Consider the following 25196-nt stretch of genomic DNA (forward strand, 5'->3'; position numbering starts at 1 on the left):
TTCACCTGCCCGTGACATCGCAAGCTCGTGAATTGTTTGAACGATCTGGATTGGACAGATTGTTGCGCAAAGGAGACGCGATATGTTCACACGGGAAACGTTCAAATCCATTGCCCTTGCCGGGATGATCGCCCTTGGCTTTGTTGCACAGGGTAAAAATGCCCATGCGGCGGACCTGCAGACGCTGACGGTTGCGGGCGGCTGTTTCTGGTGTGTCGAGGCCGATTTCGAAAAGGTCAAAGGCGTGAAGGAGGCCGTCTCGGGCTTTACCGGCGGCACCGTTGCGAACCCGACCTACAAGCAGGTGACCTCGGGTGGCACGGGGCATTATGAGGCAGTGCAGATCACCTTCGATGCAGATGTGGTCAGCCGCCGTACCCTGCTCGATCTGTTTTTCCGGTCGGTTGATCCGACGGATGCGGGCGGACAATTCTGTGATCGGGGTGAAAGCTATCGGACCGCGATTTTCACCAACACCCTGGCCGAAAAACAAGCGGCACAGGCCGCGAAAACCAAGGCCACTGCTGATCTCGGCCAGAAAGTTGTAACCCCGATCCTTGATGCAGCGGAATTCTATCCCGCCGATGCCTACCACCAGGACTATTATAAAGGCCGTCAGCTGGTGATCACCCGGTTTGGCCCGAAACGTCAGGCCTCAGCCTACAAGGCCTATCGCGAAGCCTGCGGACGCGACGCGCGGGTCAAGCAACTCTGGGGCACTGACGCGCCTTTCGTGAACAGCTGATCAGCCGACCTTGCAGGCGGCAAGCACGGCCATGTTCAGGATGTCGTTGGCCGTAGACACGGTGGAGCAAATCTGGATCGATCCGTCGACGCCTGCAAGGATCGGTCCGATCACCGTGGCGCCCGCCATCTCCTGCATCAGCTTGACCGAGATACTCGCCGAATGGCGCGCGGGCACGATCAGGATATTCGCCGGCCCTGTCAGGCGGGAGAACGGATAGGCCTCCTGCGCCAGCGCGTTCAGCGCCACATCGACGGTCATCTCGCCTTCGTACTCAAAACTGACGCCGCGCTGATCCAACACATCCGCCGCCTTGGCCATCTTCTCCGCCCGTTCCGAGACCGGGTAGCCGAAGGTCGAGAAGCTCACAAAGGCCACGCGCGGCTCCAACCCCATGTTCTGTGCAACCGTGGCGGCGCGTTCGGCGATATTGGCAAGGTCTTCTTCGTCGGGCCATTCGTTCACGATGGTATCCGCGATGAACACAATCCGACCCTTGTGCAGCACTGCCGTGATGCCCGCAACGCCATGGTCCTTATCCGCGTCATAGACGTGATTGATCCGGTCGAGGATATGCGCCGACTTGCGCGTCGCCCCGGTGACCAACCCATCCCCATGCCCGTGCTGCAACATCAGCGCCGAGAACACATGCCGGTCGCGCGCCGCCAGCCGGTGAATGTCCTGCGCATCGAAACCGCGCCGGTGCAAACGGTCGTAGAGGAACTGCTTGTAGGTCTCCAGATGCTGGGTGTTCGCCGCATTCACAATCTCGATCTGGCGATGCGCGTCTTCCAGACCTGCCGCCTCCAGCTTGGTTTTCACGTCATCTTCACGGCCAACAACCAGCGCCTTGCCGAACCCGGCACGCTGATACATCACCGCAGCACGCAGAACCCGTGGATCATCCCCTTCAGCGAAAATCATGCGCGCCTGATTGGCGCGGGCGCGGGCATTGATGCCGCGCAGAATGCTGGCCGTCGGGTCCATGCGAGACTTGAGCGACAGCTCGTAGGCTTCCATGTCGATGATCGGGCGGCGGGCAGCCCCGGTGTTCATCCCCGCCTGCGCCACGGCGGGCGGTACCCGGTGGATCAGGCGCGGATCGAACGGCGTCGGAATGATGTAATCGCGCCCGAAGCTGAGATTCTTGCCATAGGCCAAGGCCACTTCGTCCGGCACATCCTCGCGCGCAAGATTGGCTAACGCATGAGCGCAGGCGATCTTCATCTCGTCATTAATCGCGCGCGCGTTAATGTCGAGCGCACCGCGGAAGAGGTAGGGAAACCCAAGCACGTTATTGACCTGATTGGGATAATCGCTGCGCCCGGTCGCCACAATCGCATCGGGCCGCACCTCATGCGCATCTTCGGGCGTGATCTCCGGATCCGGGTTCGCCATGGCGAAAATCACCGGATTATCGGCCATGCTGGACACCATATCCTGCGTCACCGCCCCTTTCACGGACACACCCAGAAAAACATCCGCGCCCTTCATCGCCTCTTCCAGCGTACGCAGATCCGTGGCCACCGCATGGGCCGATTTCCACTGGTTCATACCTTCGGTACGGCCCTGATAGATCACGCCCTTGGTGTCGCACATGATGCAGTTCTGATGCTTGGCGCCCATCGCCTTCAGCAGTTCCAGACAGGCAATGCCCGCAGCTCCTGCCCCGTTCAGCACAATGCGCACGTCCTCGATTTTCTTGCCCGACAGCTTCAGCGCATTCAGCAGACCGGCGGCGCAGATCACCGCCGTCCCATGCTGATCATCGTGAAAGACGGGGATGTCCATCTCCTCTTTCAGACGCTGTTCGATGATAAAGCATTCGGGTGCCTTGATGTCTTCAAGGTTGATGCCGCCAAAGGTCGGCCCCATCAGCTTGACGGCGTCAACAAACGCATCCGTATCTTCGGTGTCCAGCTCGATATCGATGCTGTTCACATCGGCAAAGCGTTTGAACAAAACCGCCTTGCCTTCCATCACCGGCTTTGACGCCAGCGCCCCAAGGTTCCCGAGGCCCAGAACCGCCGTCCCGTTGGAAATCACCGCAACCAGATTGCCTTTGTTGGTGTAGTCATAAGCGGTCTCTGCATTTTCCGCGATCGCCTCGCAGGGCACGGCCACACCAGGCGAATAGGCCAAGCTCAGATCCCGCTGTGTGGTCATCGGCACCGTCGCGGTGATTTCGAACTTGCCGGGGGTCGGCTCAAGGTGAAAGGCCAGCGCCTCTTCGGGCGTCACGCGGTTTTTGGACATGAGAAAAGGCCTTTACTGCAGTTCCGAGCGCATAACCTCTAGCCCAGCGCGCAGGTAGCCTCAAGCAGGCAGCATTTGAGGCTTTTCCCCACCCGCCCGCGTTTGTAAGGTCTGCCGAAACTGCGGGGGTGCCCATGACCGTCACGCCGATGATGGCGCAATATCTCGATCTGAAAGCCGGTTACGCGGATGCCCTGCTGTTCTACCGCATGGGCGATTTCTACGAGATGTTCTTTGACGATGCGGTGGCCGCGGCCGAGGCGCTGGACATCGCCTTGACCAAGCGTGGCAAGCACGACGGCGCGGATATCCCCATGTGCGGGGTGCCCGTGCATGCCGCCGACGGGTATTTGTTGACGTTGATCCGCAAGGGCTTCCGCGTTGCGGTCTGTGAACAGATGGAAAGCCCGGCAGAGGCGAAAAAACGCGGCTCTAAATCGGTGGTAAAGCGGGATGTCGTGCGTCTGGTGACGCCGGGCACACTGACCGAAGAGGCCCTGCTGGAAGCGCGACGGCACAACTATCTGACCGCCTTTGCCGAGGTGCGCGATGCGCAGGCGCTGGCCTGGGTCGACATCTCCACCGGGGCGTTTCACGTGATGCCGCTGACGGATTTGCGGCTGGGTCCGGAACTGGCACGGCTGGCCCCGTCAGAGTTGATCGTATCGGAAGCACGCGAAGCGGACCTGCGTGAGATGGTCGAGGAATTCGGGATCGCCCTGACCGGGATTGCACGCTCTGCCTTTGACAGCGCGGGCGGTGAAAAGCGCCTTTGCGATCTTTTCGACGTTGAAACGCTGGATGCCTATGGCAGTTTCACCCGCGCCGAGATCGCCGCAATGGGCGCAATCCTGCAGTATCTGGAGATCACGCAAAAAGGCAAACTGCCGCTGCTCCGCCCACCCCAGAAAGAGGCAGAAGCCCGCACGGTGCAGATCGACGCCGCCACGCGGCGCAACCTTGAACTAACCCAGGCGCTGTCTGGGGGCCGCGCCGGTTCCTTGCTCTCCGTCATGGATAAAACGGTGACTGCCGGGGGTGCCCGCCTGTTGGAACGGCGGCTCTCCAGCCCCTCAAGGGTTCTGGACGTGGTGCAGAACCGGCTGGCCGCCGTGCGCTGGGCAGTCTCGGAAACACAGGAGCGGCACAGTACCCGCGATACCCTGCGCAAAGTGCCCGATCTGGACCGCGCACTCTCACGTCTGTCACTGGATCGCGGCGGGCCGCGTGACCTTGCCGCCATTCGAAATGGCTTGTCTCAGGCGGAAAATCTCTGCGCGTCTTTGGGAACATCGGAGTTACCGCCGCTGCTGACCGAGGCCCTGCGCGCCATGTCCGGTCATGATGCACTGATCGATCAGCTGGACGCAGCATTGGTGGCCGAGCCTCCGCTCCTGACCCGCGACGGTGGCTTCATCGCCCCGGAACATGATGCAGAGCTCGATGAGGCCCGCAAACTCCGCGACGAAGGCCGCAGTGTGATTGCGCAGATGCAGTCCGAATTCGTCTCTAACACGGGGATTTCGTCTCTCAAGATCAAACACAACAACGTCCTGGGTTACTTTATCGAAACGCCGGCGACCCATGCGGAAAGGATGCTGTCACCGCCACTGTCGGAAACCTTCATCCACCGCCAAACTACCGCGAACCAGGTGCGTTTCACCACGGTTGAACTTTCCGAAATGGAGACAAAGATCCTCAACGCCGGTGCACGGGCGCTGGAGATTGAGAAGCGCCTCTTCGAAGTGCTGCGCGCAAATGTGTTGGTGGCCGCAGGGCCCGTTGCGGAAGCCGCCCGTGGCTTGGCAGAACTTGATCTGACCACAGCGCTGGCGGAATTGGCCGTATCCGAAAACTGGGCAGCCCCCAAGGTCGACAATACGCGGGCGTTCGATATCTGCGGCGGGCGTCACCCGGTGGTGGAGCGCGCGCTGAAGGATAAGTCAGGCGAACCGTTCATCGCAAACGACTGCAATCTGAACGCCGAGGCGGATCAGGCAAACGTCTTGCTGCTCACCGGTCCGAACATGGCAGGTAAATCCACTTTCCTGCGGCAGAATGCGATCATCGCCCTGCTGGCACAAATGGGCAGCTTCGTACCGGCAGAGAGCGCCCATATCGGGCTGATCAGCCAGCTCTTCAGCCGCGTCGGGGCCTCGGATGATCTGGCGCGCGGGCGCTCCACATTCATGGTCGAGATGGTCGAAACCGCAGCAATCCTCAATCAGGCGGACGACCGGGCGCTGGTGATTCTCGATGAGATTGGGCGCGGAACAGCCACTTATGACGGGCTGTCGATCGCCTGGGCGACACTTGAACATCTGCATGACGTAAACAAGAGCCGCGCACTTTTCGCCACACATTATCACGAAATGACCGCGCTGGCCGGGAAACTGGCAGGCGTGGACAATGCGACCGTTGCGGTGAAGGAGTGGGAAGGCGAAGTGATCTTCCTGCACGAGGTGCACAAGGGCGCCGCCGACCGATCCTACGGTGTGCAGGTGGCACAGCTTGCCGGGCTTCCAGCGCCAGTGATCGCCCGCGCCCGCGTTGTTCTGGATGCACTGGAAAAGGGTGAACGAGAAGGCGGCGCGACCCAGAAAACCCTGATCGACGACCTGCCGCTCTTCTCCACAACACCGGTCGCCGCGCCGCCAAGACAGAAAACATCCGAAGTCGAGACGCTTCTGGCCGACATCCTTCCGGACGAACTCACACCCCGGCAAGCGCTGGACGCGCTGTACAAACTGAAAGACGCGGCCAAATCCTGACCGCGTCTTCATTGTTCCGAAAAATATGCCCCCCGGAGGGTCGCACTCAAAAAGCGCTCAGCTCGCCGGTGTCGACGACACCCCAACCTGCGCCGGGCGCAGCAGCCGGTCATGCAGCATAAACCCTTCGGCAGCAACCTGGATGATATCCCCTGCCTTGGTGCCGGGCACCGGCGCTTCGAACATCGCCTGATGCTGCTGCGGGTCAAAGCGGTCCCCCACTTCAGGCGCAATGATTTCGATCCCGTGCTTTTTGAAAACACTCAAAAGCTCACGCATGGTCAGCTCGATGCCTTCGATCAAAGCAGAATTCGCTTCTTTCTGCTCTTCCGTGATGGTTTCAATTGCACGCTTCATGTTGTCATAGACGGGCAACATATCGCGCGAGAGTTTGGAACCACCGTAGTTCTCGGCCTCGCGCCGGTCCCGATCCGAGCGTTTGCGCGCGTTTTCGGCATCTGCCAGCGCCCGCATGAAACGGTCGCGAAACTCATCCCGCTCGGCGCGCAGCTGGTCCAGCTCCAGCGCTTCGTCGTCAATCTCTTCCATTTCATCCGCAAAAGCCTGCGCTTCCGCATCTTCAATATCGTCCAGAAACTCTTCGTTCTTGGGCTCTGCCATAGTTCACCTCTAGCTCCGGTCAGAGATCAGCTTTCCGACCAGCTGTGCCGTGTAATTCACAATCGGCACAATGCGTCCATAATTCAGTCTCGTCGGACCAATAACACCCACGGCGCCAATGATCTTTCGATCAGCGTTCATATATGGGGAAACCACCAGAGAGGAACCCGAAAGTGAAAAAAGTTTGTTCTCAGAACCGATAAAAATGCGCACACCGTCGCCTTCTTCAGCAAGTTCAAGGAATTCGGCAATATCACGTTTGCGTTCAAGGTCATCAAAGAGGCGTCTGATGCGCTCAAGATCCTCAGTTTCGCCATCTTCGCTGAGGAGATTCGACCGCCCGCGCACGATCAGACGTTCAATCTGATCGCCCTCACCCTCCCAGACCGCCAAACCGCTTTCCACAAGATCGCGGGCCAGCGAATCAATCTCCTGACGACGGGTGGCGATTTCCCTCTGGATCGTGCTGTGCACCTCGCTGAGCGTTCTGCCTTCGATCAGCGCATTGAGGAAGTTCGCCGCCTCGCGCATGGAGCTGGGTGTCTGTCCGGGCGGTGGCGTGAAAAGACGATTTTCAACATGTCCATCCGCAAAAACCAGCACCACCAGCGACCGATCGGGCGAGAGCGACACGAATTCAATGTGTTTGATCGGTGCTTCATGTTTCGGGGTCAGCACCAGCGACGCCCCATGGGTCACGCCGGAGAGCGCGGAGCCCACACGATCCAGCAACCCGCTGACATCCTGCTCATTCGACCCCAGGGTTGCGTCGATCTTTTCGCGGTCCGTTTCATCCGGGTTCCCAATCTCCAGCAGCCCGTCCACAAACATGCGCAGGCCCATCTGTGTCGGAATACGCCCCGCGCTGACATGGGGGCTGTCCAGAAGACCCAGATATTCAAGGTCCTGCATCACATTACGGATGGTCGCCGCGCTCACCTTTTCGCTGAAATCACGGGTCAACGTTCGCGATCCAACCGGGACGCCGTCCTCCAGATAGCCCTCGACCACCCGGCGAAACACTTCGCGGGATCGGTCGTTCATCTCTCCAAGGATGTTTGGCACGTCACTCATGATCAGATCCCGATTGAACCGCTATAAAAGCATGAAACCCGCAGAATTCAATCGGGGTTGCATCTTCACACCGCTGGACGGTATCGGGGGGGCGTACACAGCAAAGGATATTCCATGCGCCCTTCTGGTCGAGCTCTGGACGAAATGCGTACCGTTTCCATCGAAACAGGTTTCACGAAACACGCCGAAGGGTCGGCCCTGATCAAGATGGGCGATACGCATGTGTTGTGCACCGCCACCATCGAGGATCGCGTGCCCCCGTTCATCAAGGGATCGGGTCTGGGTTGGGTCACCGCAGAATACGGCATGCTGCCCCGCGCCACCAACACGCGGATGCGCCGCGAAGCCGCCGCTGGCAAGCAAGGTGGACGCACAGTGGAAATTCAACGGTTGATTGGCAGATCCCTACGCGCCGGTGTCGACCGTGTGGCGCTGGGAGAACGTCAGATCACCGTGGATTGTGACGTTCTACAGGCCGACGGCGGCACCCGCTGCGCCTCGATCACCGGCGGCTGGGTTGCACTGCGGCTGGCGGTGAACAAGCTGATGAAAGCGGGCGATGTGATCAGCGACCCGATGGTTGACCCCGTGGCGGCGATCAGCTGCGGCATCTACGCGGGCCAGCCGGTGCTGGATCTGGACTATCCAGAGGATTCCGAAGCGGGCGTCGACGGCAATTTCATCATGACGGGCTCGCATCAATTGATTGAAGTACAGATGAGCGCCGAAGGCTCCACCTATTCGCGCGACCAGATGAACGCCCTGATGGATCTGGCTGAAAAGGGCGTGTCGGAACTCGCCGCTGCACAGAAAGCCGCCACCGCATGACCCGCAAGTTCGACGGCAAGCGCATCCTGATTGCCACGCATAACGCGGGCAAGCTCGACGAGATGCGGCAGTTGTTCGAACCTCACGGCGTCACGGTTGTTGGTGCTGCGGAAATGGACCTGGCCGAACCCGAAGAAACCGAAGACAGTTTTGTCGGCAATGCCCGGATCAAGGCGCGCGCCGCGGTGGAGGCGACGGGCCTGCCTGCGTTGGCGGACGACTCCGGGATCGAGATCGAAGCCTTGGACAATGCCCCCGGCGTCTATACTGCCGATTGGGCAGAGACACCGAACGGGCGTGATTTCGTCATGGCCATGACCAAGACGCACAACCTGCTTGAAGAGAAAGCCGCCCCGCATCCCCGCAAGGCCCGTTTCTGCGCGACCTTCGTGCTTGCCTGGCCTGACGGACATGAAGAGATTTTTGCCGGGCGGGCAAATGGCACGCTGGTCTGGCCCATGCGCGGCGAAACCGGCCACGGATATGACCCGATGTTCCAACCCGATGGCTATGACATCACCTATGCGGAAATGGACCCGGCTGAGAAAAACAGCATCAGCCACAGGGCGGATGCTTTTGCCAAGCTGATTGCGGGCTGCTTTGGCTGAGGATTGGGAAGCAGGCGGTTTCGGACTTTACCTGCACTGGCCCTATTGCGAGGCCAAATGCCCCTACTGCGATTTCAACAGCCATGTGTCGCGGCAGATTGACCACGCCGCCTGGTGCGATGCCTATCTGAAAGAATTGGACCGCGCCGCATCGGAAACGCATGGCCGCGTCCTGCGGTCGGTGTTTTTCGGCGGCGGCACCCCCAGCCTCATGCAGCCAGAAACGGTGGGCCGGATCATCGAAAAGATTCACAGCCTGTGGCCCGTGGCAAATGATCTGGAGATCACACTGGAGGCAAATCCGGGATCGGTCGAGGCAGGTAAGTTCCGTGCCTTTCGCGACGCGGGTGTCAATCGCATCTCCATGGGCGTGCAGGCCCTGAACAATGCAGATCTGAAGCGTCTCGGGCGTATTCATACCGCTGATGAGGCGATGAAGGCCTTTGACATCGCGCGCGCCACCTTCGACCGGGTCAGTTTTGATCTGATTTACGCGCGGCAGGGTCAGTCGCTGGCGGACTGGCGCGCAGAACTTGAACAAGCACTGTCCATGGCGGTTGATCACCTGTCGCTCTACCAATTGACGGTCGAGCAAGGCACCGCCTTTGGGGATCGTTACAACGCGGGCAAGCTGCGCGGGTTGCCGGATGAGGATTTGGGCGCAGACCTCTTTGCGATGACGCAAGACATCTGTGGCGCGCATGGGTTGCCTGCCTACGAGGTGTCCAACCACGCGCGGGACGGCGCGCAATCGCGGCACAATCTGATCTACTGGCGTTACGGCGACTATGTGGGCATCGGTCCCGGCGCCCATGGCCGTTTGACATTGGAAGGACAACGCTGGGCAACGGAATGCGTCTCCAACCCGAACCGTTGGCTTGAAGATGTCGCCAAGACAACGCCGGAGAAGCGCAGAACACCCTTATCCGCATCCGATCAGGCAAGCGAATTCCTCCTGATGGGCTTACGCCTGAAAGAAGGGGTCAGCCTGAACCGTTTCGCGCAATTGAATGGCCGAGGTTTGGCACCTGAAAAGCTTCAGGACCTCGAAGAACTGGGTATGATCTCAGTAAGAGGTGAAAATTTAATCGTTTCAAATCAAGGGTTTATGGTTTTGAACGCTGTGATTGAAAACCTGCTGCAGACTTAAGACCCACTGAGAATGCGGCAAAGCTCGTCCAGGTCATCCAACGATTTGTAGTGCAGTGTCATCTGACCGGATTCCTGACCCGGCTTGTGCGACAGAACCACCTTCATCCCGAGCGTCGCGGAAAGATCACCTTCCAGCGCCTTGGTGTCCGCATCCTTCGCCTCTTTCATCGGCTTCGCTTCAGGCGTTCCAAAACTGTTCTCGCCACCCGCCGCCTGCTTTTTCACCAAAGCTTCGGCCGCCCGCACCGACAGACCACCTTTCACAATCATCTGCGCCAGCTTCAGCGGATCGTCCGCCGGGATCAACGCGCGGGCATGACCCGAGCTCAACTCTCCCTTGCGGACCATCTCCAGCACGGCTTCCGGCAGGTTCAGCAAGCGCAGCAGATTGGCGATATGACTGCGGCTCTTACCCAAGGCTTCGGCCATCTTTTCCTGGGTGTGGCCAAACCGATCCATCAGTTGACGGTACCCCGCCGCCTCTTCAATTGGGTTCAGATCGGCCCGCTGAATGTTCTCGATGATGGCAACTTCGAGCACTTCGACATCGGTGAAGTCCCGCACCACCACCGGCAGCTCATGCAGCTTGGCCATCTGCGACGCTCGCCAGCGGCGCTCGCCCGCCACGATCTCGTAACGATCATCCCCCACGGCCCGCACGATCAATGGCTGAATGACGCCTTTCTCCTTGATGGAAGCCGCAAGATCATCCAGATCGCCCTCCGCAAAACGTTTACGCGGCTGATCCGGGTTGGGCGCAATCTGTTCAATCGGGATCAGACGCTCAGCCGCCGACGGTCCCGCACTGGTCGCTTTCTCCGTCTCCGCCACATCCGACATCAAGGCCGACAGACCCCGTCCAAGGCCCCTTTTGCGATCCGCTCCACCTGCCATGTCAGCCCCCTATGCCACTTTTTCGCTATTTCTGCTCAAAACTTCCCGCGCAAGCGCCCGGTAGGCCTGCGCCCCCTTGGATGCGGTGTCGTAGGTCAGGACCGGCATCGCAAAAGACGGTGCTTCGCTCACCCGCACATTCCGCGGAATTCGAGTGGAAAACACCAATTCCCCCAGATTGTCCCGCGCATCCTGTTCCACCTGTAGGGACAGGTTGTTGCGTCTGTCATACATGGTCAACACAACACCTTCGATCCGCAAGTCTTTATTGCCACTCTGCCGAACCTCTCGAATGGTCAGCATCAGCTGGGACAATCCCTCCAATGCGAAGAACTCACTTTGCAATGGCACCAACACCGAATCCGCCGCGATCATTGCATTCACCGTCAGCAGATTCAGCGACGGTGGGCAATCAATGAGGATATAGTCCAGCTCAAATACATCCATAGCCGTCTGGCGCAGGGCGTCATGCAGCAGAAAACTACGCTTTTCGTTCGAAATCAGCTCAATATCAGCAGAACTCAGGTCAACGGTCGCCGGCACGATCATCAACCCCGGCGTCACTGTGGGCAAAACAACAGACTTGAGGTCGACATCCTCCAGCAGAAGCTCATATGTGGTGAACTCACGATCCCCCAGCTCAATGCCCAGGCCGGTAGACGCATTCCCCTGCGGATCGAGGTCAACAACAAGGACCCTTTTGCCCGCCTCCGCCAATGCGGCGGCAAGATTGATGGTGGTTGTCGTTTTGCCAACCCCGCCCTTCTGGTTCGCAACCGCAATGATTTTCGGACCCACAGGGCGTGAAAAGTCAGACACGTTCGATTTCCCTCACCTCAAGGATGGCAGCATTTGGGTTCGTTTTGCTTGTATGGCTCACGAGGTCAAAAGACCACGCCTTACGCGCCTCATCGACCTCTTTTTGCCAAGTCTCACCCTTGAAGAACAACGCCTGGCCTGTTGGGCTCAAATGACGATCCGCAAAAGACAACAGCGAAGACAGATCAGCAAGCGCCCGCGCAGAGAGGACATCCGCATTCAGAGGATCAGTTTGTTCAATTCGGGAGGTGAGAACCGTCGCCGTCAGGCCCAACTCGCGTATCACTGTTCGCAGGAACGTCGCTTTGCGCATATCGCTTTCGATCATGGTCACATGAAGCTCGGGATCCAATTCCCGCGCAATAATCGTAATGACCAACCCCGGCAAACCACCACCGCTGCCCATATCAACCCAGTTCCGGCAGATGCCAGCAAGAGGGTACATTTGTGCTGAATCCCGAATGTGTCGGTCCCAGACCTCAGCAAGGCTGGTCTTGGAAACAAGATTGATTTTGGGATTCCACTTGGTCAGAAGATCATGAAAACTGGACAGCCGATCCAATGTTTCACGTGAAACATCCAAATCCAGTACTGTCACGCAGATTGCTTTCTTTTGAGGGACCGCAACCGAGCAAGGATGAGCGTCAATGCGGCAGGTGTCATTCCATCGATACGCGCTACCTGCGCAAGCGAACTTGGCTGCGTCGCAATGAGTTTTGCTTTTAGTTCGTTAGACAGCCCTTCCATCGCCGCGTAGTCAAAACCCTTTGGAATCAGCAGGTTTTCGTCCTTCTGCATCAATTCAATGTCTTTTTGCTGGCGCAGAATGTAATTGGCATAGAGCGCTTCCCGCTCCATTTGCGCCCGCGTTTCGCCGTCGATCTCCCCGAAAGCAGGATCAAGATCTCCAACCTCGGAGAAACACACATCCGGGAATGCAAGAAGCTGCATCGCTGTCCGCCTGGATCCGTCCTGGTTGATTTTGATCCCAACGGATGCGGCTTGCGAGGGCGTGAAGGTTGCGCCGGTCAGGATATCGCGTGCTTTTTCCAGTCTGTCCAACTTATGCGCAAAGGTTTTTGCCCGCGCGGCACCAACACATCCGATCTCAATCCCCAAAGGCGTCAAGCGCTGGTCTGCATTGTCCGCGCGCAATGACAGCCGGAATTCAGCGCGGGAGGTGAACATGCGGTAAGGCTCGCTGACACCGCGTGTTGTGAGATCGTCGATCATCACCCCGATATAGCTCTGCGCCCGCGAAAACTGCAGGGGCTCCCGGCCAGATGCTCTGAGCGCTGCGTTCAGCCCGGCAACAAGCCCCTGTGCTGCCGCCTCTTCATACCCGGTTGTTCCGTTGATCTGCCCAGCCAGGTAAAGACCTGGAACCGTTGGAAGCGCGAGCGTCGCATCCAGCGCGCGCGGATCGACGTAGTCGTATTCAATGGCATATCCCGGCTGCAGAATGACAGCTTGCTCAAGCCCGAAGATTGAGCGCACATAGTCCTCCTGCACAGCTTCCGGCAACGACGTCGAAATACCGTTAGGATACACCGTTTGGGTGCTAAACCCTTCCGGCTCAAGAAAAATCTGATGCGAGTCTTTATCTGCAAACCGCACGATTTTGTCTTCTATGGAGGGGCAATACCGTGGGCCGATCCCATCGATATGACCGCCATACATCGCAGAGCGATCCAGATTTTCCCGAATGATATCATGGGTTTTTGCGTTTGTATGCGTGATCCCGCAGGACACCTGGCGCGCATAGGTGCCCTTTGACAGGAAGGAAAAAAGCGTTGGCTCGTCATCACCGGGTTGGTTTTCAAGATCGTCCCATCGAATTGTCTTCCCATCTAACCGTGGTGGCGTCCCGGTTTTCAGACGTCCAAGCGGCAGATCAAAGGAATCGATACGGTCCGCCAGCTTGATCGACGCCTTTTCGCCCATGCGCCCGCCTGAGCGCGAGACATCCCCGATATGGATAACGCCCCGCAAGAACGTGCCCGTAGTGAGCACAACGGACGTTGCCTTGATCTCGCTGTCATCCTGTAGCCGGACACCGATAACACGCGGGCCATCCATCAGGAAATCAACGACCTCCGCCGTCAAAACAGTGAGATTTTGCTGCGCTTTGACTTCCGCAAGCATTTCAGTTCGGTAGATGAGCCGGTCAGATTGCGCCCTCGGGCCTTGCACCGCCGGACCCTTGCGCCGGTTGAGCAGACGAAATTGGATGCCCGCTTTATCTGCGACCCGACCCATCACACCATCAAGGGCATCAATTTCCCGCACGAGGTGGCCTTTTCCCAACCCACCAATGGCCGGGTTGCAAGACATCGCGCCGATCCCATCTTCGGATAGTGTAATCAGGGCTGTGCTTGCCCCCATGCGCGCGGATGCATGTGCGGCCTCACAGCCCGCATGCCCGCCACCGATGATCACAACATCAAAATGTTTCACGTGAAACACTCCGCTACTTTCCCAAGCAAAAACTCGAGAATATTTCGTCCAACAGGTTTTCGACGTCAATACGACCTACCAGCGCTTCCAACGCTCGAATCGCACTCCGAAGCTCTTCCGCTGCTATATCATACTGCTCTGGCCCCCGCGCGACGATATCCAAAGCCCGATCAAGCGCACTTCCTGCCCGCTCCATCGCCAACCGATGCCGCGCATGCGTCGCAAGGCCAGCTCCCGCCGTGCGCTGCTGCAAGGTGTGTTGAATACGGTCCACAAGCTCCGAAACACCAGTACCCGTTTTGCCAGATATGCCATTCTCAACCGCGTCGACCAAATCGGCCTTGGCGTGCAAAACCAGGTCATCCTCGACAGGCGACAACATCAATTCTTCGCCGGGCACAGAAAGAAAAACGCGCAGATCCGCTGACTTTGCGCGCTCTACCGCGCGCGCAACACCGATGGATTCGATTTCGTCCTCGCTGTCCCGCAGACCTGCGGTATCCAAAAATGTGACAGGCAGACCTTTCAGATCCATGCGAACTTCGATGACATCCCGGGTTGTCCCGGCGATATCGGAGGTGATGGCGGCATCGCGTCCTGCCAGCCGATTGAGGAGCGTTGATTTACCCGCGTTGGGTGGACCCACCAAGGCAACCTCAAACCCCAGCCGAATACGTTCCGCCACAAAGGTTCCGGCGATTTCGCTTTCCAGGTCGCTCTTGACCTGCCCGAGCAAATCCAGAACTTCAGGACTCACATCCACGGGAACGTCTTCGTCAGCAAAATCTATGGTGGCTTCAAGTAGCGCCGCGCTGCGGATCAGCTTACTGCGCCAACTCTCGACGCGATCCCCCAGCGCGCCGGAGAAAACCCTGACGGCTTGCTTGCGCTGTGCCTCGGTCTCCGCGTCAATGAGATCTGCGAGACCTTCGACCTGCGCGAGATCCAGCTTGCCGTTTTCCAGCGCACGCCGTGTGAATTCACCGGGTTCCGCCAGCCGCAAATCATCTTGCAACCCAAGCTCAGCCAAGACCACCTGCACCACAGAAATGCTGCCATGCACATGCAGCTCAACCACGTCTTCGCCGGTGAAACTGCGTGGTCCTTTGAAGCAGACAACCAGGGCATGATCGAGAATCTCACCATGGTGATTCCGCAGGATACGCGTGGCCGCCTTGCGCGGGTCCGGCAGAGGACCAGCCAGTGATGCACCTGCGGAGAAAGCCGATGGGCCGGATATCCGGATCACCGACACCCCGGCACGGCCCTGTGCCGAGGCCAGTGCATAAATCGTATCCATATTTTAACCCACTGTAATTAAACAATAAGTTACGTATTCATGGAGTCGAAGAAATCCGAATTCGTCTTGGTCTGTTTCAGTTTCGAAATCAGGAATTCAATCGCATCCGTGGTGCCCATCGGATTGAGAATGCGACGCAGCACAAAGGTCTTCTGCAGATCAATCTTGTCGACCAGCAGATCTTCTTTCCGTGTGCCGGATTTCAGGATGTCCATCGCCGGGAAGACGCGCTTGTCAGCGATTTTGCGATCCAGAACGATTTCGGAGTTACCCGTGCCTTTGAATTCCTCAAAGATCACCTCGTCCATCCGGCTGCCGGTGTCGATCAGCGCTGTGGCGATGATGGTGAGCGAACCGCCCTCCTCAATGTTCCGAGCAGCACCAAAGAACCGCTTGGGGCGTTGCAAAGCGTTGGCATCCACACCACCGGTCAGAACCTTGCCCGACGACGGCACAACCGTATTGAAGGCCCGGCCCAGACGCGTGATGGAATCGAGCAGGATCACCACGTCGCGTTTGTGTTCGACCAGACGTTTGGCTTTTTCGATCACCATATCCGAGACGGCCACGTGCCGGGTCGCAGGTTCATCAAAGGTGGAGGAGACAACCTCCCCCTTCACCGACCGCTGCATGTCCGTCACCTCTTCGGGCCGCTCGTCGATCAGCAGAACGATCAGGTAGCATTCCGGGTGGTTGCGTTCGATGGAATTGGCGATGTTCTGCAACAGCACCGTCTTACCCGTCCGCGGCGGCGCCACAATCAGCGACCGCTGGCCTTTCCCGATCGGCGCCACCAGGTCGATAATCCGCGAGGACCGATCCTTGACCGTCGGGTCGTCGGTTTCCATCGTCAGACGCTCGTCCGGATACAGCGGCGTGAGGTTTTCGAACGCCACCTTGTGACGCGCTTTTTCAGGGTCTTCGAAGTTGATCTGCGTGACGTCCAGCAGGCCAAAATACCGCTCGTTGTCATCCGGGGCCTTGATCACCCCTTCAATCGTGTCACCGGTGCGCAGGGAGAATTTGCGGATCATTTCCGGGGACACATAAATATCATCGGGACCCGGCAGATAGTTCGCCTCGGGGGACCGCAGAAATCCGAACCCATCCTGCAGCACTTCCAGCACGCCATCCCCGGAGATTTCCCAGCCCTCATCCGCACGTTCGCGCAGGATCTGGAACATCATCTCGCCCTTGCGCATGGTGGAGGCGTTTTCGATCTCCAAATCTTCCGCCATGGACAGCAGGTCCTTGGGGCTTTTGCGCTTCAGATCCGCAAGGTTCAACGTCTCAAGCGTTTCAGGAACAGAGGGTGTGTCGGTCATATCTGTGGTCATGGAAATACCCGTGATCAGCCGCAGCACAGTTGCCGGCTGATGTAATTCTGGAATGTCAGGTCTGCGCCATCCCCGGACGGGGTGGTACTGGGTACATAGGCGCGCAGGCCGGGTGAGTCAATTGATTCAGAACCGCACAACCACCGAGAGGACAATCAGCACCATCAGCAAGGTCGGCACTTCGTTCATCAGGCGGTATTGCCGCCCGGTCAGCTTGTTCTCGCCTCTCATGAAGTCCTTGCGTCGCAGCCCCAGCCAATGGTGAAACCATGTCATCGCCAACACGCCCGCCGTCTTGGTCCAGGGCCAGATGGCCGACCAATCGACAATCCCCGGGGTAAAGACCAGACAGAGACCCAGGATCCAGGTGGCGATCATCGCGGGGTTCATGATCACCCGCAGCAGTTTCAATTCCATGGTCTGAAAGAGATCATGCGTCTCCCCGCTTTGTCCGACCTGCTCTGCGTGGTAGACAAAGAGGCGAGGAAGATAGAACAGACCTGCCATCCAGGCGATCACCGCCATGATGTGAAATGCCTTCGTCCATGGATAGGCAAGAGCGAGCAGGTCCGACATTGAGAACTCCGATCCGTTTGCTCCTCTTATTAATAATAAAAGAAAGATAAAAGGATGATGATTTTGTAGGGGGCGTCCTATCTGTGGATTACGTGGTTTTACGTCCATTTATCCGCCTGGGGAGAAGAGTTTTCCTTTGAGGTTGAGAACTCAGGACGTGAGATTTAATATAATGTAATCAATGTATTGGGCTGAATTTCGACGGATTGACGGTGGGATAAGCCTGTGCATGGATCTGCCAAAACCGGCTTATGCATATCTCGCAGCTTGTCCTTTTCCGCACTGGAGCAATTCCTGCGTGAACCTGGGCTGCGCACAGGATAGCTTTTGCTTGCAGGATCACGCTGTTTTGCCCAGAAGAACATATTAAGAAATCCTTAACCCTGTTCACAGGTTTACCCACATGTCCCGCCCCCTGATCCTGGCGTCCACCTCCTCTATCAGAGCGCAGCTGCTGCGGCAGGCAGCGGTTGAATTCACCGTGGAACCCGCTCGCGTGGACGAGGAAATGATGCGCGAGGCCCTGCTGGCAGAAGACGCGCCGCCTCGGGATATTGCCGATACGTTGGCGGAAATGAAGGCGCGCAAGGTGAGTGAGAAACATCCCGATGCCTTGGTTCTGGGGTGTGATCAGGTTCTGGATCACAAGGGCACCCTGCTGGCAAAACCCGCTACGCCTGAAGAAGCGACCACGCAGCTGCGGTCCCTGCGGAACGACCGTCACATGCTGTTGTCCGCGGCGGTGATCTGTGAGGCGGGTAAACCGATCTGGCGGCATGTGGGTCAGGTTCGGTTGCGGATGCGGGACGCCTCCGACGGGTTTATCGATGGCTATGTTGCGCGGAACTGGCAGAGCATCCAACACGCCGTCGGCGCCTATAAGCTGGAAGAGGAAGGCGTGCGGCTTTTCACCCGGATCGAAGGCGACTATTTCAATGTGCTCGGCCTGCCCCTGCTGGAATTGCTGGCATATCTGACGCTGCGCGGAGATCTTGAACAATGAGCGACACTCAAAAAGCCCCGGCAAAGATTCCCCTGGCCGGGGTCATCGGCGCGCCGATTGCGCATTCCAAATCTCCGCAACTGCATCGTCACTGGCTGAACAAGCATTATGTCAGAGGCTTCTACGTGCCCATGGATGTCAGCGCGCGGGATCTGCGCGATGTGCTGATGACCCTGCCCAAGGCTGGATTTGTCGGCGTGAACGTGACCATCCCGCATAAAGAGGCGGTTCTGGACATCGCTGATCTGATCACCGACCGCGCGACCCTAATCGGGGCGGCCAACACGCTGATTTTCCGAGAAGACGGCAAGATACATGCGGACAATACGGATGGGTATGGTTTTCTCGAAAACCTGAAAGCAGGCGCGCCCGACTGGCAGCCGACGCAGGGCCGGGCAGCACTGCTGGGGGCGGGTGGCGCTGCGCGCGCGGTAATCGCGTCTTTGCTCGAAGCAGGGGTGCCGGAAATTCTGCTCTCCAACCGCACCCGCGTCCGGGCGGAGAAACTGCAGGCGGATTTTGGCAATCGGATCACCGTCGTGGATTGGGTGCAGGCGGGCAACATGCTCGAAGACGCCAGCCTTGTGGTGAATACGTCATCCCTTGGCATGGTGGGCAAGCCGGAGATGCGGGTGCCGCTGGATGGGTTGCGCAAATCCACCATCGTAACGGATCTCGTCTATACGCCGCTGAAAACCAGATTGCTGGAAGTCGCTGAGGAAAAGGGCTGCGTCACGGTCGATGGGCTGGGGATGTTGCTGCATCAGGCGGTGCCGGGATTTGAACGCTGGTTCGGTCCCCGCCCCGAGGTGGATGACGAAGCGCGCCAGGCGGTGCTGCGCTGATGTTTCGATTGGGGCTGACCGGCTCGATCGGGATGGGCAAGACCACCACCGCGCAGATGTTTGTGGATGAAGGCTGTGCGCTGTGGGATGCGGATGCCGCCGTGCATCGGCTCTATGCCAAAGGTGGCGCGGCTGTGGCTCCAATCCGAAAAATCTTCCCGGACGCGATTCAGGACGATGCGATCTCTCGCGATGCGCTGCGCAGGATTGTCGGTGCGGACCCAGACGCCTTGCAAAAAATCGAGGCCGTGGTGCATCCACTGGTCGCCGCAGATCGCGCAGAATTCGTCGAGACGGCGGATGCCGAAATTATCGTTTTCGACATCCCCTTGCTGTTTGAAACCGGTGGCGATGCGCAGATGGACGCCGTCGCCTGCGTGTCCATTCCGCCGGAAATTCAGGAACAGCGGGTGTTGGCACGCGGCACCATGACCCGCGCCGATTTCGAAAAAATCCGCGCCAAACAGATGTCGAACGCCGAAAAATGTGCCCGGTCCGATTTTGTGATCATGACAGACACGGTTGAACATGCCCGCGCGCAGGTTCAGGATGTGGTCAGGCAGATCAGGGAAAGAATACGCGATGCGTGAGGTAGTGCTCGACACGGAAACCACCGGTTTTGATCCGGAAACCGGCGACAGGATTGTCGAGATCGGGGCGGTGGAACTGATGGGCCACATGGCCACGGGCAAGACCTACCATCAGTACATCAACCCCGAACGCAGCATGCCCGAAGAGGCCTTTCAGGTGCATGGGTTGGGCGATGATTTTCTGCGCGACAAACCGAAATTCGCGCAGGTGGGTCAGGCGTTTCTGGACTTCATTGGCGATGCAAAGCTGGTGATCCACAATGCGTCTTTCGACATCAAGTTCTTGAATGCGGAGCTGAAATGGATGGGGCTGCCGCAAATTCCGTGGGAACAGGCCATCGATACGCTGGAGATTGCACGCAAACGCTTTCCCGGCTCGCCTGCCTCCCTCGATGCGCTGTGCCGGCGGTTCAATATCGACAATTCATCGCGGACGCTGCACGGCGCCTTGCTCGACAGTGAAATTCTGGCTGAGGTCTATCTGGAACTGATCGGCGGGCGGCAGCCGGATTTTGGCCTGTCGACCGCGTCGCAGAACACCACAGGGGCCGGTGGCGAGGAATGGACCCCGCGCCCGCGGTCGGTGCCGCTCAAATCCCGGATTTCGGAAGAGGAAGCCGCCGCCCATACCGACTTCGTGGCGAAACTGGGCGACGATGCAGTGTGGTTGAAAGCCTGAGGCTCAGGCGTCCATCTTGGGCTGGTCTTCGGAGTCGGATTTACGCCGCGCCAGCTCGTTCCGGTAAAGCGACAGGAAGTCGATGTTTTCCAGGTTCAGCGGCGGGAAGCCACCGTCGCGGGTCACATCGCTGACCACGCGGCGCAGGAACGGGAAGATCATCCGCGGGCATTCGATCAGCAGGAACGGGTGCAGCTGGTCCTCGGGCACATTGTCGATGCTGAAGATCCCGGCGTAGTCAATTTCGAGCACAAAAAGCGTGGCATCGCCATCCTTGGCCTTGGACGTCACATTCAGCTTGATCGAGCTCTCGTACTGACCTTCGGTGCTGCGCTTTTTCGCATCCAGATTGACCTGAACCTGAACGTCCGGGGTCACATCGGCAGGCGCACCCTTTTGCGCCATGATGTTTTCAAACGACATGTCACGAATGAATTGTCCAAGAACGCGCATCTGCGGTCCTTGCGGTTGTGCTTCGGCTTCAGCCATCGAGGTCTCCTAGCGTGAATATGAAATCAGGCGAGCCTTACCAGCTTGGCCCTGGGTTCTCAATGGTCGGTCCACTTGGACGGGCGGCTCACCCGATCCCGATCCGGCTGGACCTCGGAATACTCGCCATCGATGATGTCGCCCCGCGCCGGTCTGCGTGCCGGGCCTGTCTCGAAGGTCTGAACCTTGATGCGCGCCCGAATGGCCTTGAAGAGCGCAATGCGGACGGCGGGGACCAGCAGCAAAAAGCCGACAGCATCGGTGAAAAACCCCGGTGTCAGCAGCAGAGCGCCGGAAAACAGGATCATCGCGCCATGCACCAAGGGCTCCGTCGGGTCCCGCAGATCGGAGAAGGAGGACTTGAGTTGACTGAGCGCCAGGACACCCTGATTGCGTACCAGCCACGTGCCCGCAATGGCCGTCAGCACCACCGTCACCAGGGTCCAGCCGAGCCCGATGGCACCGCCGATTTGGATGAACAGCGTGATTTCAATCAGTGGTACCGCAAGAAAAGCGATAAATAGCCACATTTTGGTACGTCCTTTCGTGGAGCGCGGAGTGGACTTGCGCAGGCCCGACACCTACATAAGGGGGATATACGCGTGTTTCCATGATTTACCCCACATGAGGTCCCTATGAATTCGTCCTTGATACAGCTTTTGGTGCTGGCCGGCATCGCTGTTTTTCTGATTCTGCGACTCAAGAACGTGTTGGGGACACGGGAAGGGTTTGAACAGCAACCCTTGCCAAAGCCTCAAGCGCGCGAACGGTCCGGCCCCGATTTCGAAGTGATCGAGGGGGGTCCCGACCTTGATATCGTGGATCACGTGGATGAGGACAGCGACGCGGCCAAGGCGCTGGCGTCGATGAAACGGGTTGAGCCATCGTTCAATGTGACGGATTTTCTGGGCGGTGCGCGCAGCGCCTACGAGATGATTGTCATGGGATATGAGAAGGGCGAGCTTTCCGACATCCAGCCCTTTCTGGCCGAGGACATTTACGAATCCTTTGTCGATGGCATTGCCGTACGTGAGGATCAGGGGCTGACGGTGGAATCGACCTTCATCGGTGTGCGCGAGCTGAAGCTGATGGATGCCACGTTTGATGACGCCACGCAGGAAGCCGAACTGACGATCCGCTTTGTTGCCGAACTCACCTCCGTTGTGCGCAACGCCGAGGGTGAAATCGTCGATGGCGATCCCAAGGAGATCAAGCGGCAGAAAGACACATGGGCCTTTGCCCGCGATATGGGGTCGGATGATCCGAATTGGCTGCTTGTTTCCACGGACGCATGAAGCCTGCCCTTGCGGCTGTGCTTTTCGCCGGGATGCTCTCCATGATCAGCCCCGCCAATGCTGAGACGCGCATAGAGGTTCTATCCTTCGATGATCTCGATGGGTGGGCGCGGGATGATCACGCCGCCGCTTTCGAGACCTTTCGCAACACCTGCCAGGACATGGATGACCCGGATTGGCGCGCGGTCTGCGCCTATGCGACGTCGGACCCTGATCCGAAATCCTTCTTTGAGCTTCTGTTCCGTCCGGTTCTCATCGAGGATGGGGAGCCAGCCCTTTTCACCGGGTATTTCGAGCCCGAACTGAATGGCGCGCGCCAGCCGACAGGGCGCTACCGCTATCCGCTCTACGCGATGCCGCCCGAGGCAAAGGATACAGCGCGCTGGTATTCGCGCCGCCAAATCCTGGAGGGGCAAGTGCTGGAAGGACGCGGGCTGGAGATTGCCTGGGTCGATGATCCGGTGGAGCTGTTCTTTCTGCAGATTCAGGGCTCGGGCCGGGTGAACCTGCCGGGCGGTGGCAAGCTGCGCGTCGGCTATGCCGGGGCCAATGGGCACACATATCGGTCCATCGGGGCAGAACTTGTCCGGCGCGGCACCTATGCCGCCCATCAGGTCAGCGCCGATGTGATCAAGAACTGGGTACGGCGCAACCCGGCGGCGGGCCGCGAGCTATTGTTTCATAACCCGTCTTACGTATTCTTCCGTGAAGTAAGCGAAGTGCCGGCAGACAAGGGTCCGCTTGGCGCCATGAACCGGTCGGTCACGCCGATGCGTACCATTGCGGTCGATCCGTCTTTTGTGCCGCTGGGCGCGCCGGTCTGGATCGAGAAAGACGGCAAGAAACCCCTGCGCCGCCTGATGATCGCGCAGGATACCGGCTCGGCGATCAAAGGGGCGCAACGCGCGGACGTGTTTTTTGGCACAGGTGACAGGGCCGGGCGTGCGGCGGGCAAGTTGAAAGACCCCGGACGCATGGTTGTCCTGCTGCCGATCCAGCGCGCCTTTGCCATGGCGCCGGAGGGCGCGCTGTGACACGGCGCAAACTCTCCGCCGAAGAAGCAGCGCTTTGGCGGAAAGTGACGGAGAGAACCGAGGCCCTCGAACAGCGCCAGACCTTTGATCCCGCCGCCTTTGCGCCCCAGCCGAAACCCAAGCGTGCCGATCCCCCGAATCCGGACTTTGGCAAGCTGGCAAAGAGTTTCCCGCCCAAGCCGGAACCGCGCAAGACCAGCTTCAACCTGACACCGTCCCTGCCCGACCGTTTGCGCAATGCGCCGGTGCAGATGGATCAGAAAACCTTTGGCAAGATGAAACGGGGCAAGCTGAAACCCGAAGGACGCATCGACCTGCATGGCATGACCCTGGACCGCGCCCATGCGGCGCTGACCAAGTTCATCCTCTCCGGCCATGCATCGGGTAAACGATTGGTGCTGGTCATCACGGGCAAGGGCAAAAACCGCGATGAAGGGGGCCCGATCCCGGTACGTCACGGGGTTTTGCGCCATCAGGTGCCGCAATGGCTGAGCGCGCCGCCGCTGGCCTTCGCCGTGATGCAGGTCAGCGAGGCGCATATCAGCCACGGCGGCGGCGGCGCCTATTACGTCTATCTCAGGCGCCAGCGCTAGGTAGATCGCGCTGGTATCGCAGAATGCCCACGGTGGCGAGCGCCGCGCCTACGAGGTAGAACCCGGCGTAAGGGATCATCTGCTGCGGAAAGGTGATACCATAATCGATCAGCGCTCCGCTGATCCCCGGTCCGATGGCGGAGCCAAAAACCATAAAGGCCGCGGCTGCCGCTTTGATCGCCCCAAGGTTTCGCGTGCCGTAAAACACTGGCCAAAACGCTGTGATGGCTGTGCCATGCATGCCCTGTCCGATTCCAAAGATCATAAGGCCGATACCGGCGGCAAAGAGGGTATCGGCAAGGCTGAGCACGGCGAAGGCCAGTGCGAAGGGCAAAAGCTGGAAGGGCAGAACGCGTGTCACCCCAAAGCGGTCTACGGCCCAGCCCGTCAGGAAGGTAAAGACGATCATCGACAGAGTCAGGAGCGGCAAAAGCGAAACGAAAGCCGTCAGGCTCCAACCCTTCACCTCTGTCAAATGAACCAGCTGAAAGAAAAGCGCCGTCCCCCAGACCGGTGGACCGACCATCAGGGGGATGAGCAGGTAAAAGAGCGGATGCCGCAACACCTCGATCCGCGTCCAGTGCCGGTCCGCCATCCCAAGGCTTGTGCTGCTTTCGGCAAGCGATTGTGGGGTGCGTTCCCGCCGCAACAGGCTCTGGATCACGGGGATGGTCAGCGCGACCAACACAGCCGCCACAATCCACAAGGTCCGCCACTCCGCGATGGCGAGCAGTGCGACAAAGAAGATCGGCAGCACCGCTTGCCCAACCGCAAAACCCATGGAGGCAATCGAGATCGCGCGCCCCCGCGCGGCGACAAACCAGCGGGACATGGCGATATAGGCAAGCTCGGACATAATGCCCTGTCCAAGCAGTCGCAGCACATAGATGGTGAGGATGAGAGCGACCCATCCCCGCGCGGCGGTCATGGCGAGGCAGGCAAGCGCCAACAGCACCATCACGCCCAGAGATAGATTGCGGACCCGGAACCGGTCCGTCAGCACGCCCGCCCAGATCATTGTCACCGCAGACAGCGTCGTGCCCAGGGTGTAGAGCCCACCCCACTGCCCGTCAGTCAGGCCGAAGTCGCGCATGATATTCCCGGCGAAGAGCGCGATGAAAAACGTCTGCCCGTAGGAGGAGGTGAACGACAACAGAAACCCTGCCAGCAGGAAAAGCCGGTTGTCGATCAGGAAGCGGATGTAACCCATACGCCTGATGTCGCAGGCGC

General features: G+C 58.8%; 25 protein-coding genes. 12 read left to right on the plus strand and 13 right to left on the minus strand.

Translation table 11 applies throughout. The features are described from left to right. Positions 1–82 precede the first annotated feature (82 nt). Complete coding sequence (gene msrA / locus ISX84_RS14120; RefSeq protein WP_195821021.1) at positions 83–745, plus strand: peptide-methionine (S)-S-oxide reductase MsrA; 663 nt, start codon at positions 83–85, stop codon at positions 743–745. Here the strand turns inward: msrA and ISX84_RS14125 are convergent, their stop codons facing one another. Continuing rightward, a complete protein-coding gene (locus ISX84_RS14125; RefSeq protein ID WP_195821022.1) occupies positions 746–3001 on the minus strand; it encodes an NADP-dependent malic enzyme in 2256 nt (751 codons plus the stop codon). 134 nt (positions 3002–3135) lie between these two features. On the opposite strand from ISX84_RS14125, the gene mutS reads away from it, so the two are divergent. Further along, positions 3136–5772 carry a DNA mismatch repair protein MutS gene (mutS, locus tag ISX84_RS14130; protein ID WP_195821023.1) on the plus strand — a complete coding sequence of 879 codons (2637 nt, stop codon included), beginning with the start codon at positions 3136–3138 and terminating at the stop codon, positions 5770–5772. A 57-nt stretch (positions 5773–5829) separates the two neighbouring features. Here the strand turns inward: mutS and ISX84_RS14135 are convergent, their stop codons facing one another. Then, the gene (locus ISX84_RS14135; RefSeq protein WP_195821024.1) at positions 5830–6393 is read right to left on the minus strand and encodes a nucleotide exchange factor GrpE; all 564 of its coding nucleotides are present in this window, start codon (positions 6391–6393) and stop codon (positions 5830–5832) included. A gap of 9 nt (positions 6394–6402) precedes the next feature. Then, positions 6403–7467 (minus strand): heat-inducible transcriptional repressor HrcA, encoded by a 1065-nt coding sequence (gene hrcA / locus ISX84_RS14140; RefSeq protein ID WP_195821025.1) that lies wholly within the window; start codon positions 7465–7467, stop codon positions 6403–6405. 114 nt (positions 7468–7581) lie between these two features. Here hrcA and rph point away from each other — a divergent pair, with 114 nt between their 5' ends. The 3 genes from rph to hemW are packed head-to-tail and all read left to right on the plus strand — an operon-like array spanning position 7582 to position 10053. Then, on the plus strand, positions 7582–8295 hold the full coding sequence (rph, locus tag ISX84_RS14145) for a ribonuclease PH (RefSeq protein ID WP_195821026.1): 714 nt from the start codon (positions 7582–7584) through the stop codon (positions 8293–8295). After that, positions 8292–8903 (plus strand): RdgB/HAM1 family non-canonical purine NTP pyrophosphatase, encoded by a 612-nt coding sequence (gene rdgB, locus ISX84_RS14150; protein WP_195821027.1) that lies wholly within the window; start codon positions 8292–8294, stop codon positions 8901–8903. Before rph ends, rdgB begins: the two co-directional genes overlap by 4 nt. Then, positions 8896–10053: a radical SAM family heme chaperone HemW gene (gene hemW, locus ISX84_RS14155; RefSeq protein WP_195821028.1), complete on the plus strand. Its 1158-nt coding sequence runs from the start codon at positions 8896–8898 to the stop codon at positions 10051–10053. The genes rdgB and hemW overlap by 8 nt, the downstream gene beginning before the upstream one ends. On the opposite strand, the gene ISX84_RS14160 is transcribed toward hemW, so the two are convergent. The 7 genes from ISX84_RS14160 to hemJ form a co-directional block, all read right to left on the minus strand. Then, positions 10050–10949: a ParB/RepB/Spo0J family partition protein gene (locus ISX84_RS14160; protein ID WP_195821029.1), complete on the minus strand. Its 900-nt coding sequence runs from the start codon at positions 10947–10949 to the stop codon at positions 10050–10052. The genes hemW and ISX84_RS14160 overlap by 4 nt on opposite strands. Positions 10950–10958: 9 nt before the next feature. Next, complete coding sequence (locus ISX84_RS14165) at positions 10959–11768, minus strand: ParA family protein (RefSeq protein WP_326838740.1); 810 nt, start codon at positions 11766–11768, stop codon at positions 10959–10961. Next, complete coding sequence (gene rsmG, locus ISX84_RS14170; protein ID WP_195821030.1) at positions 11761–12366, minus strand: 16S rRNA (guanine(527)-N(7))-methyltransferase RsmG; 606 nt, start codon at positions 12364–12366, stop codon at positions 11761–11763. The genes ISX84_RS14165 and rsmG overlap by 8 nt, the downstream gene beginning before the upstream one ends. Next, the gene (gene mnmG / locus ISX84_RS14175) at positions 12363–14225 is read right to left on the minus strand and encodes a tRNA uridine-5-carboxymethylaminomethyl(34) synthesis enzyme MnmG (protein WP_195821031.1); all 1863 of its coding nucleotides are present in this window, start codon (positions 14223–14225) and stop codon (positions 12363–12365) included. The genes rsmG and mnmG overlap by 4 nt, the downstream gene beginning before the upstream one ends. Before the next feature lie 13 nt (positions 14226–14238). After that, on the minus strand, positions 14239–15525 hold the full coding sequence (gene mnmE, locus ISX84_RS14180) for a tRNA uridine-5-carboxymethylaminomethyl(34) synthesis GTPase MnmE (RefSeq protein ID WP_195821032.1): 1287 nt from the start codon (positions 15523–15525) through the stop codon (positions 14239–14241). A 29-nt stretch (positions 15526–15554) separates the two neighbouring features. Continuing rightward, positions 15555–16862 carry a transcription termination factor Rho gene (gene rho, locus ISX84_RS14185; protein WP_195821033.1) on the minus strand — a complete coding sequence of 436 codons (1308 nt, stop codon included), beginning with the start codon at positions 16860–16862 and terminating at the stop codon, positions 15555–15557. A 126-nt stretch (positions 16863–16988) separates the two neighbouring features. Continuing rightward, on the minus strand, positions 16989–17438 hold the full coding sequence (gene hemJ, locus ISX84_RS14190; protein WP_195821034.1) for a protoporphyrinogen oxidase HemJ: 450 nt from the start codon (positions 17436–17438) through the stop codon (positions 16989–16991). A gap of 403 nt (positions 17439–17841) precedes the next feature. Between hemJ and ISX84_RS14195 the strand changes: the two genes are divergently transcribed. The 4 genes from ISX84_RS14195 to dnaQ are packed head-to-tail and all read left to right on the plus strand — an operon-like array spanning position 17842 to position 20555. After that, complete coding sequence (locus ISX84_RS14195) at positions 17842–18441, plus strand: Maf family protein (RefSeq protein WP_195821035.1); 600 nt, start codon at positions 17842–17844, stop codon at positions 18439–18441. Next, positions 18438–19286, plus strand: coding sequence for a shikimate dehydrogenase (locus ISX84_RS14200; RefSeq protein ID WP_195821036.1), 849 nt, complete (start codon positions 18438–18440; stop codon positions 19284–19286). Before ISX84_RS14195 ends, ISX84_RS14200 begins: the two co-directional genes overlap by 4 nt. Beyond that, positions 19283–19876 carry a dephospho-CoA kinase gene (gene coaE / locus ISX84_RS14205; RefSeq protein ID WP_195821320.1) on the plus strand — a complete coding sequence of 198 codons (594 nt, stop codon included), beginning with the start codon at positions 19283–19285 and terminating at the stop codon, positions 19874–19876. The genes ISX84_RS14200 and coaE overlap by 4 nt, the downstream gene beginning before the upstream one ends. Further along, positions 19869–20555: a DNA polymerase III subunit epsilon gene (gene dnaQ, locus ISX84_RS14210; RefSeq protein WP_195821037.1), complete on the plus strand. Its 687-nt coding sequence runs from the start codon at positions 19869–19871 to the stop codon at positions 20553–20555. The genes coaE and dnaQ overlap by 8 nt, the downstream gene beginning before the upstream one ends. A 3-nt stretch (positions 20556–20558) precedes the next feature. Here the strand turns inward: dnaQ and secB are convergent, their stop codons facing one another. Further along, positions 20559–21044: a protein-export chaperone SecB gene (gene secB / locus ISX84_RS14215; protein WP_195821038.1), complete on the minus strand. Its 486-nt coding sequence runs from the start codon at positions 21042–21044 to the stop codon at positions 20559–20561. 59 nt (positions 21045–21103) lie between these two features. Continuing rightward, on the minus strand, positions 21104–21574 hold the full coding sequence (locus tag ISX84_RS14220) for an FxsA family protein (protein WP_195821039.1): 471 nt from the start codon (positions 21572–21574) through the stop codon (positions 21104–21106). Positions 21575–21679: 105 nt separating this feature from the next. On the opposite strand from ISX84_RS14220, the gene ISX84_RS14225 reads away from it, so the two are divergent. From ISX84_RS14225 to ISX84_RS14235, 3 genes are read left to right on the plus strand one after another with little or no spacing between them, the layout of a single operon-like run. Continuing rightward, on the plus strand, positions 21680–22339 hold the full coding sequence (locus ISX84_RS14225) for a Tim44/TimA family putative adaptor protein (protein WP_195821040.1): 660 nt from the start codon (positions 21680–21682) through the stop codon (positions 22337–22339). Beyond that, positions 22336–23373 carry a murein transglycosylase A gene (mltA, locus tag ISX84_RS14230; RefSeq protein ID WP_229884321.1) on the plus strand — a complete coding sequence of 346 codons (1038 nt, stop codon included), beginning with the start codon at positions 22336–22338 and terminating at the stop codon, positions 23371–23373. The genes ISX84_RS14225 and mltA overlap by 4 nt, the downstream gene beginning before the upstream one ends. Then, entirely contained in the window at positions 23370–23966 is a 597-nt protein-coding gene (locus ISX84_RS14235) for a Smr/MutS family protein (protein ID WP_195821041.1), read from the plus strand. Before mltA ends, ISX84_RS14235 begins: the two co-directional genes overlap by 4 nt. Here ISX84_RS14235 and ISX84_RS14240 read toward each other — a convergent pair. Beyond that, a complete protein-coding gene (locus ISX84_RS14240; RefSeq protein ID WP_195821042.1) occupies positions 23950–25176 on the minus strand; it encodes an MFS transporter in 1227 nt (408 codons plus the stop codon). The genes ISX84_RS14235 and ISX84_RS14240 overlap by 17 nt on opposite strands. Positions 25177–25196 lie beyond the last annotated feature (20 nt).

Source organism: Roseobacter sp. MH60115 (genome assembly GCF_015644665.1).
Lineage (GTDB): Bacteria > Pseudomonadota > Alphaproteobacteria > Rhodobacterales > Rhodobacteraceae > Roseobacter.

Coding starts and splice junctions, on each gene's coding strand:
- ISX84_RS14240 (WP_195821042.1), bottom strand. CDS start 25,176: ATGGGTTACATCCGCTTCCTGATCGACAACCGGCTTTTCCTGCTGGCA.
- ISX84_RS14135 (WP_195821024.1), bottom strand. CDS start 6,393: ATGGCAGAGCCCAAGAACGAAGAGTTTCTGGACGATATTGAAGATGCG.
- ISX84_RS14125 (WP_195821022.1), bottom strand. CDS start 3,001: ATGTCCAAAAACCGCGTGACGCCCGAAGAGGCGCTGGCCTTTCACCTT.
- rph (WP_195821026.1), top strand. CDS start 7,582: ATGCGCCCTTCTGGTCGAGCTCTGGACGAAATGCGTACCGTTTCCATC.
- hemJ (WP_195821034.1), bottom strand. CDS start 17,438: ATGTCGGACCTGCTCGCTCTTGCCTATCCATGGACGAAGGCATTTCAC.
- mnmE (WP_195821032.1), bottom strand. CDS start 15,525: ATGGATACGATTTATGCACTGGCCTCGGCACAGGGCCGTGCCGGGGTG.
- ISX84_RS14225 (WP_195821040.1), top strand. CDS start 21,680: ATGAATTCGTCCTTGATACAGCTTTTGGTGCTGGCCGGCATCGCTGTT.
- ISX84_RS14160 (WP_195821029.1), bottom strand. CDS start 10,949: ATGGCAGGTGGAGCGGATCGCAAAAGGGGCCTTGGACGGGGTCTGTCG.
- rdgB (WP_195821027.1), top strand. CDS start 8,292: ATGACCCGCAAGTTCGACGGCAAGCGCATCCTGATTGCCACGCATAAC.
- ISX84_RS14195 (WP_195821035.1), top strand. CDS start 17,842: ATGTCCCGCCCCCTGATCCTGGCGTCCACCTCCTCTATCAGAGCGCAG.
- mltA (WP_229884321.1), top strand. CDS start 22,336: ATGAAGCCTGCCCTTGCGGCTGTGCTTTTCGCCGGGATGCTCTCCATG.
- ISX84_RS14200 (WP_195821036.1), top strand. CDS start 18,438: ATGAGCGACACTCAAAAAGCCCCGGCAAAGATTCCCCTGGCCGGGGTC.
- mutS (WP_195821023.1), top strand. CDS start 3,136: ATGACCGTCACGCCGATGATGGCGCAATATCTCGATCTGAAAGCCGGT.
- ISX84_RS14220 (WP_195821039.1), bottom strand. CDS start 21,574: ATGTGGCTATTTATCGCTTTTCTTGCGGTACCACTGATTGAAATCACG.
- dnaQ (WP_195821037.1), top strand. CDS start 19,869: ATGCGTGAGGTAGTGCTCGACACGGAAACCACCGGTTTTGATCCGGAA.
- msrA (WP_195821021.1), top strand. CDS start 83: ATGTTCACACGGGAAACGTTCAAATCCATTGCCCTTGCCGGGATGATC.
- hrcA (WP_195821025.1), bottom strand. CDS start 7,467: ATGAGTGACGTGCCAAACATCCTTGGAGAGATGAACGACCGATCCCGC.
- secB (WP_195821038.1), bottom strand. CDS start 21,044: ATGGCTGAAGCCGAAGCACAACCGCAAGGACCGCAGATGCGCGTTCTT.
- rho (WP_195821033.1), bottom strand. CDS start 16,862: ATGACCACAGATATGACCGACACACCCTCTGTTCCTGAAACGCTTGAG.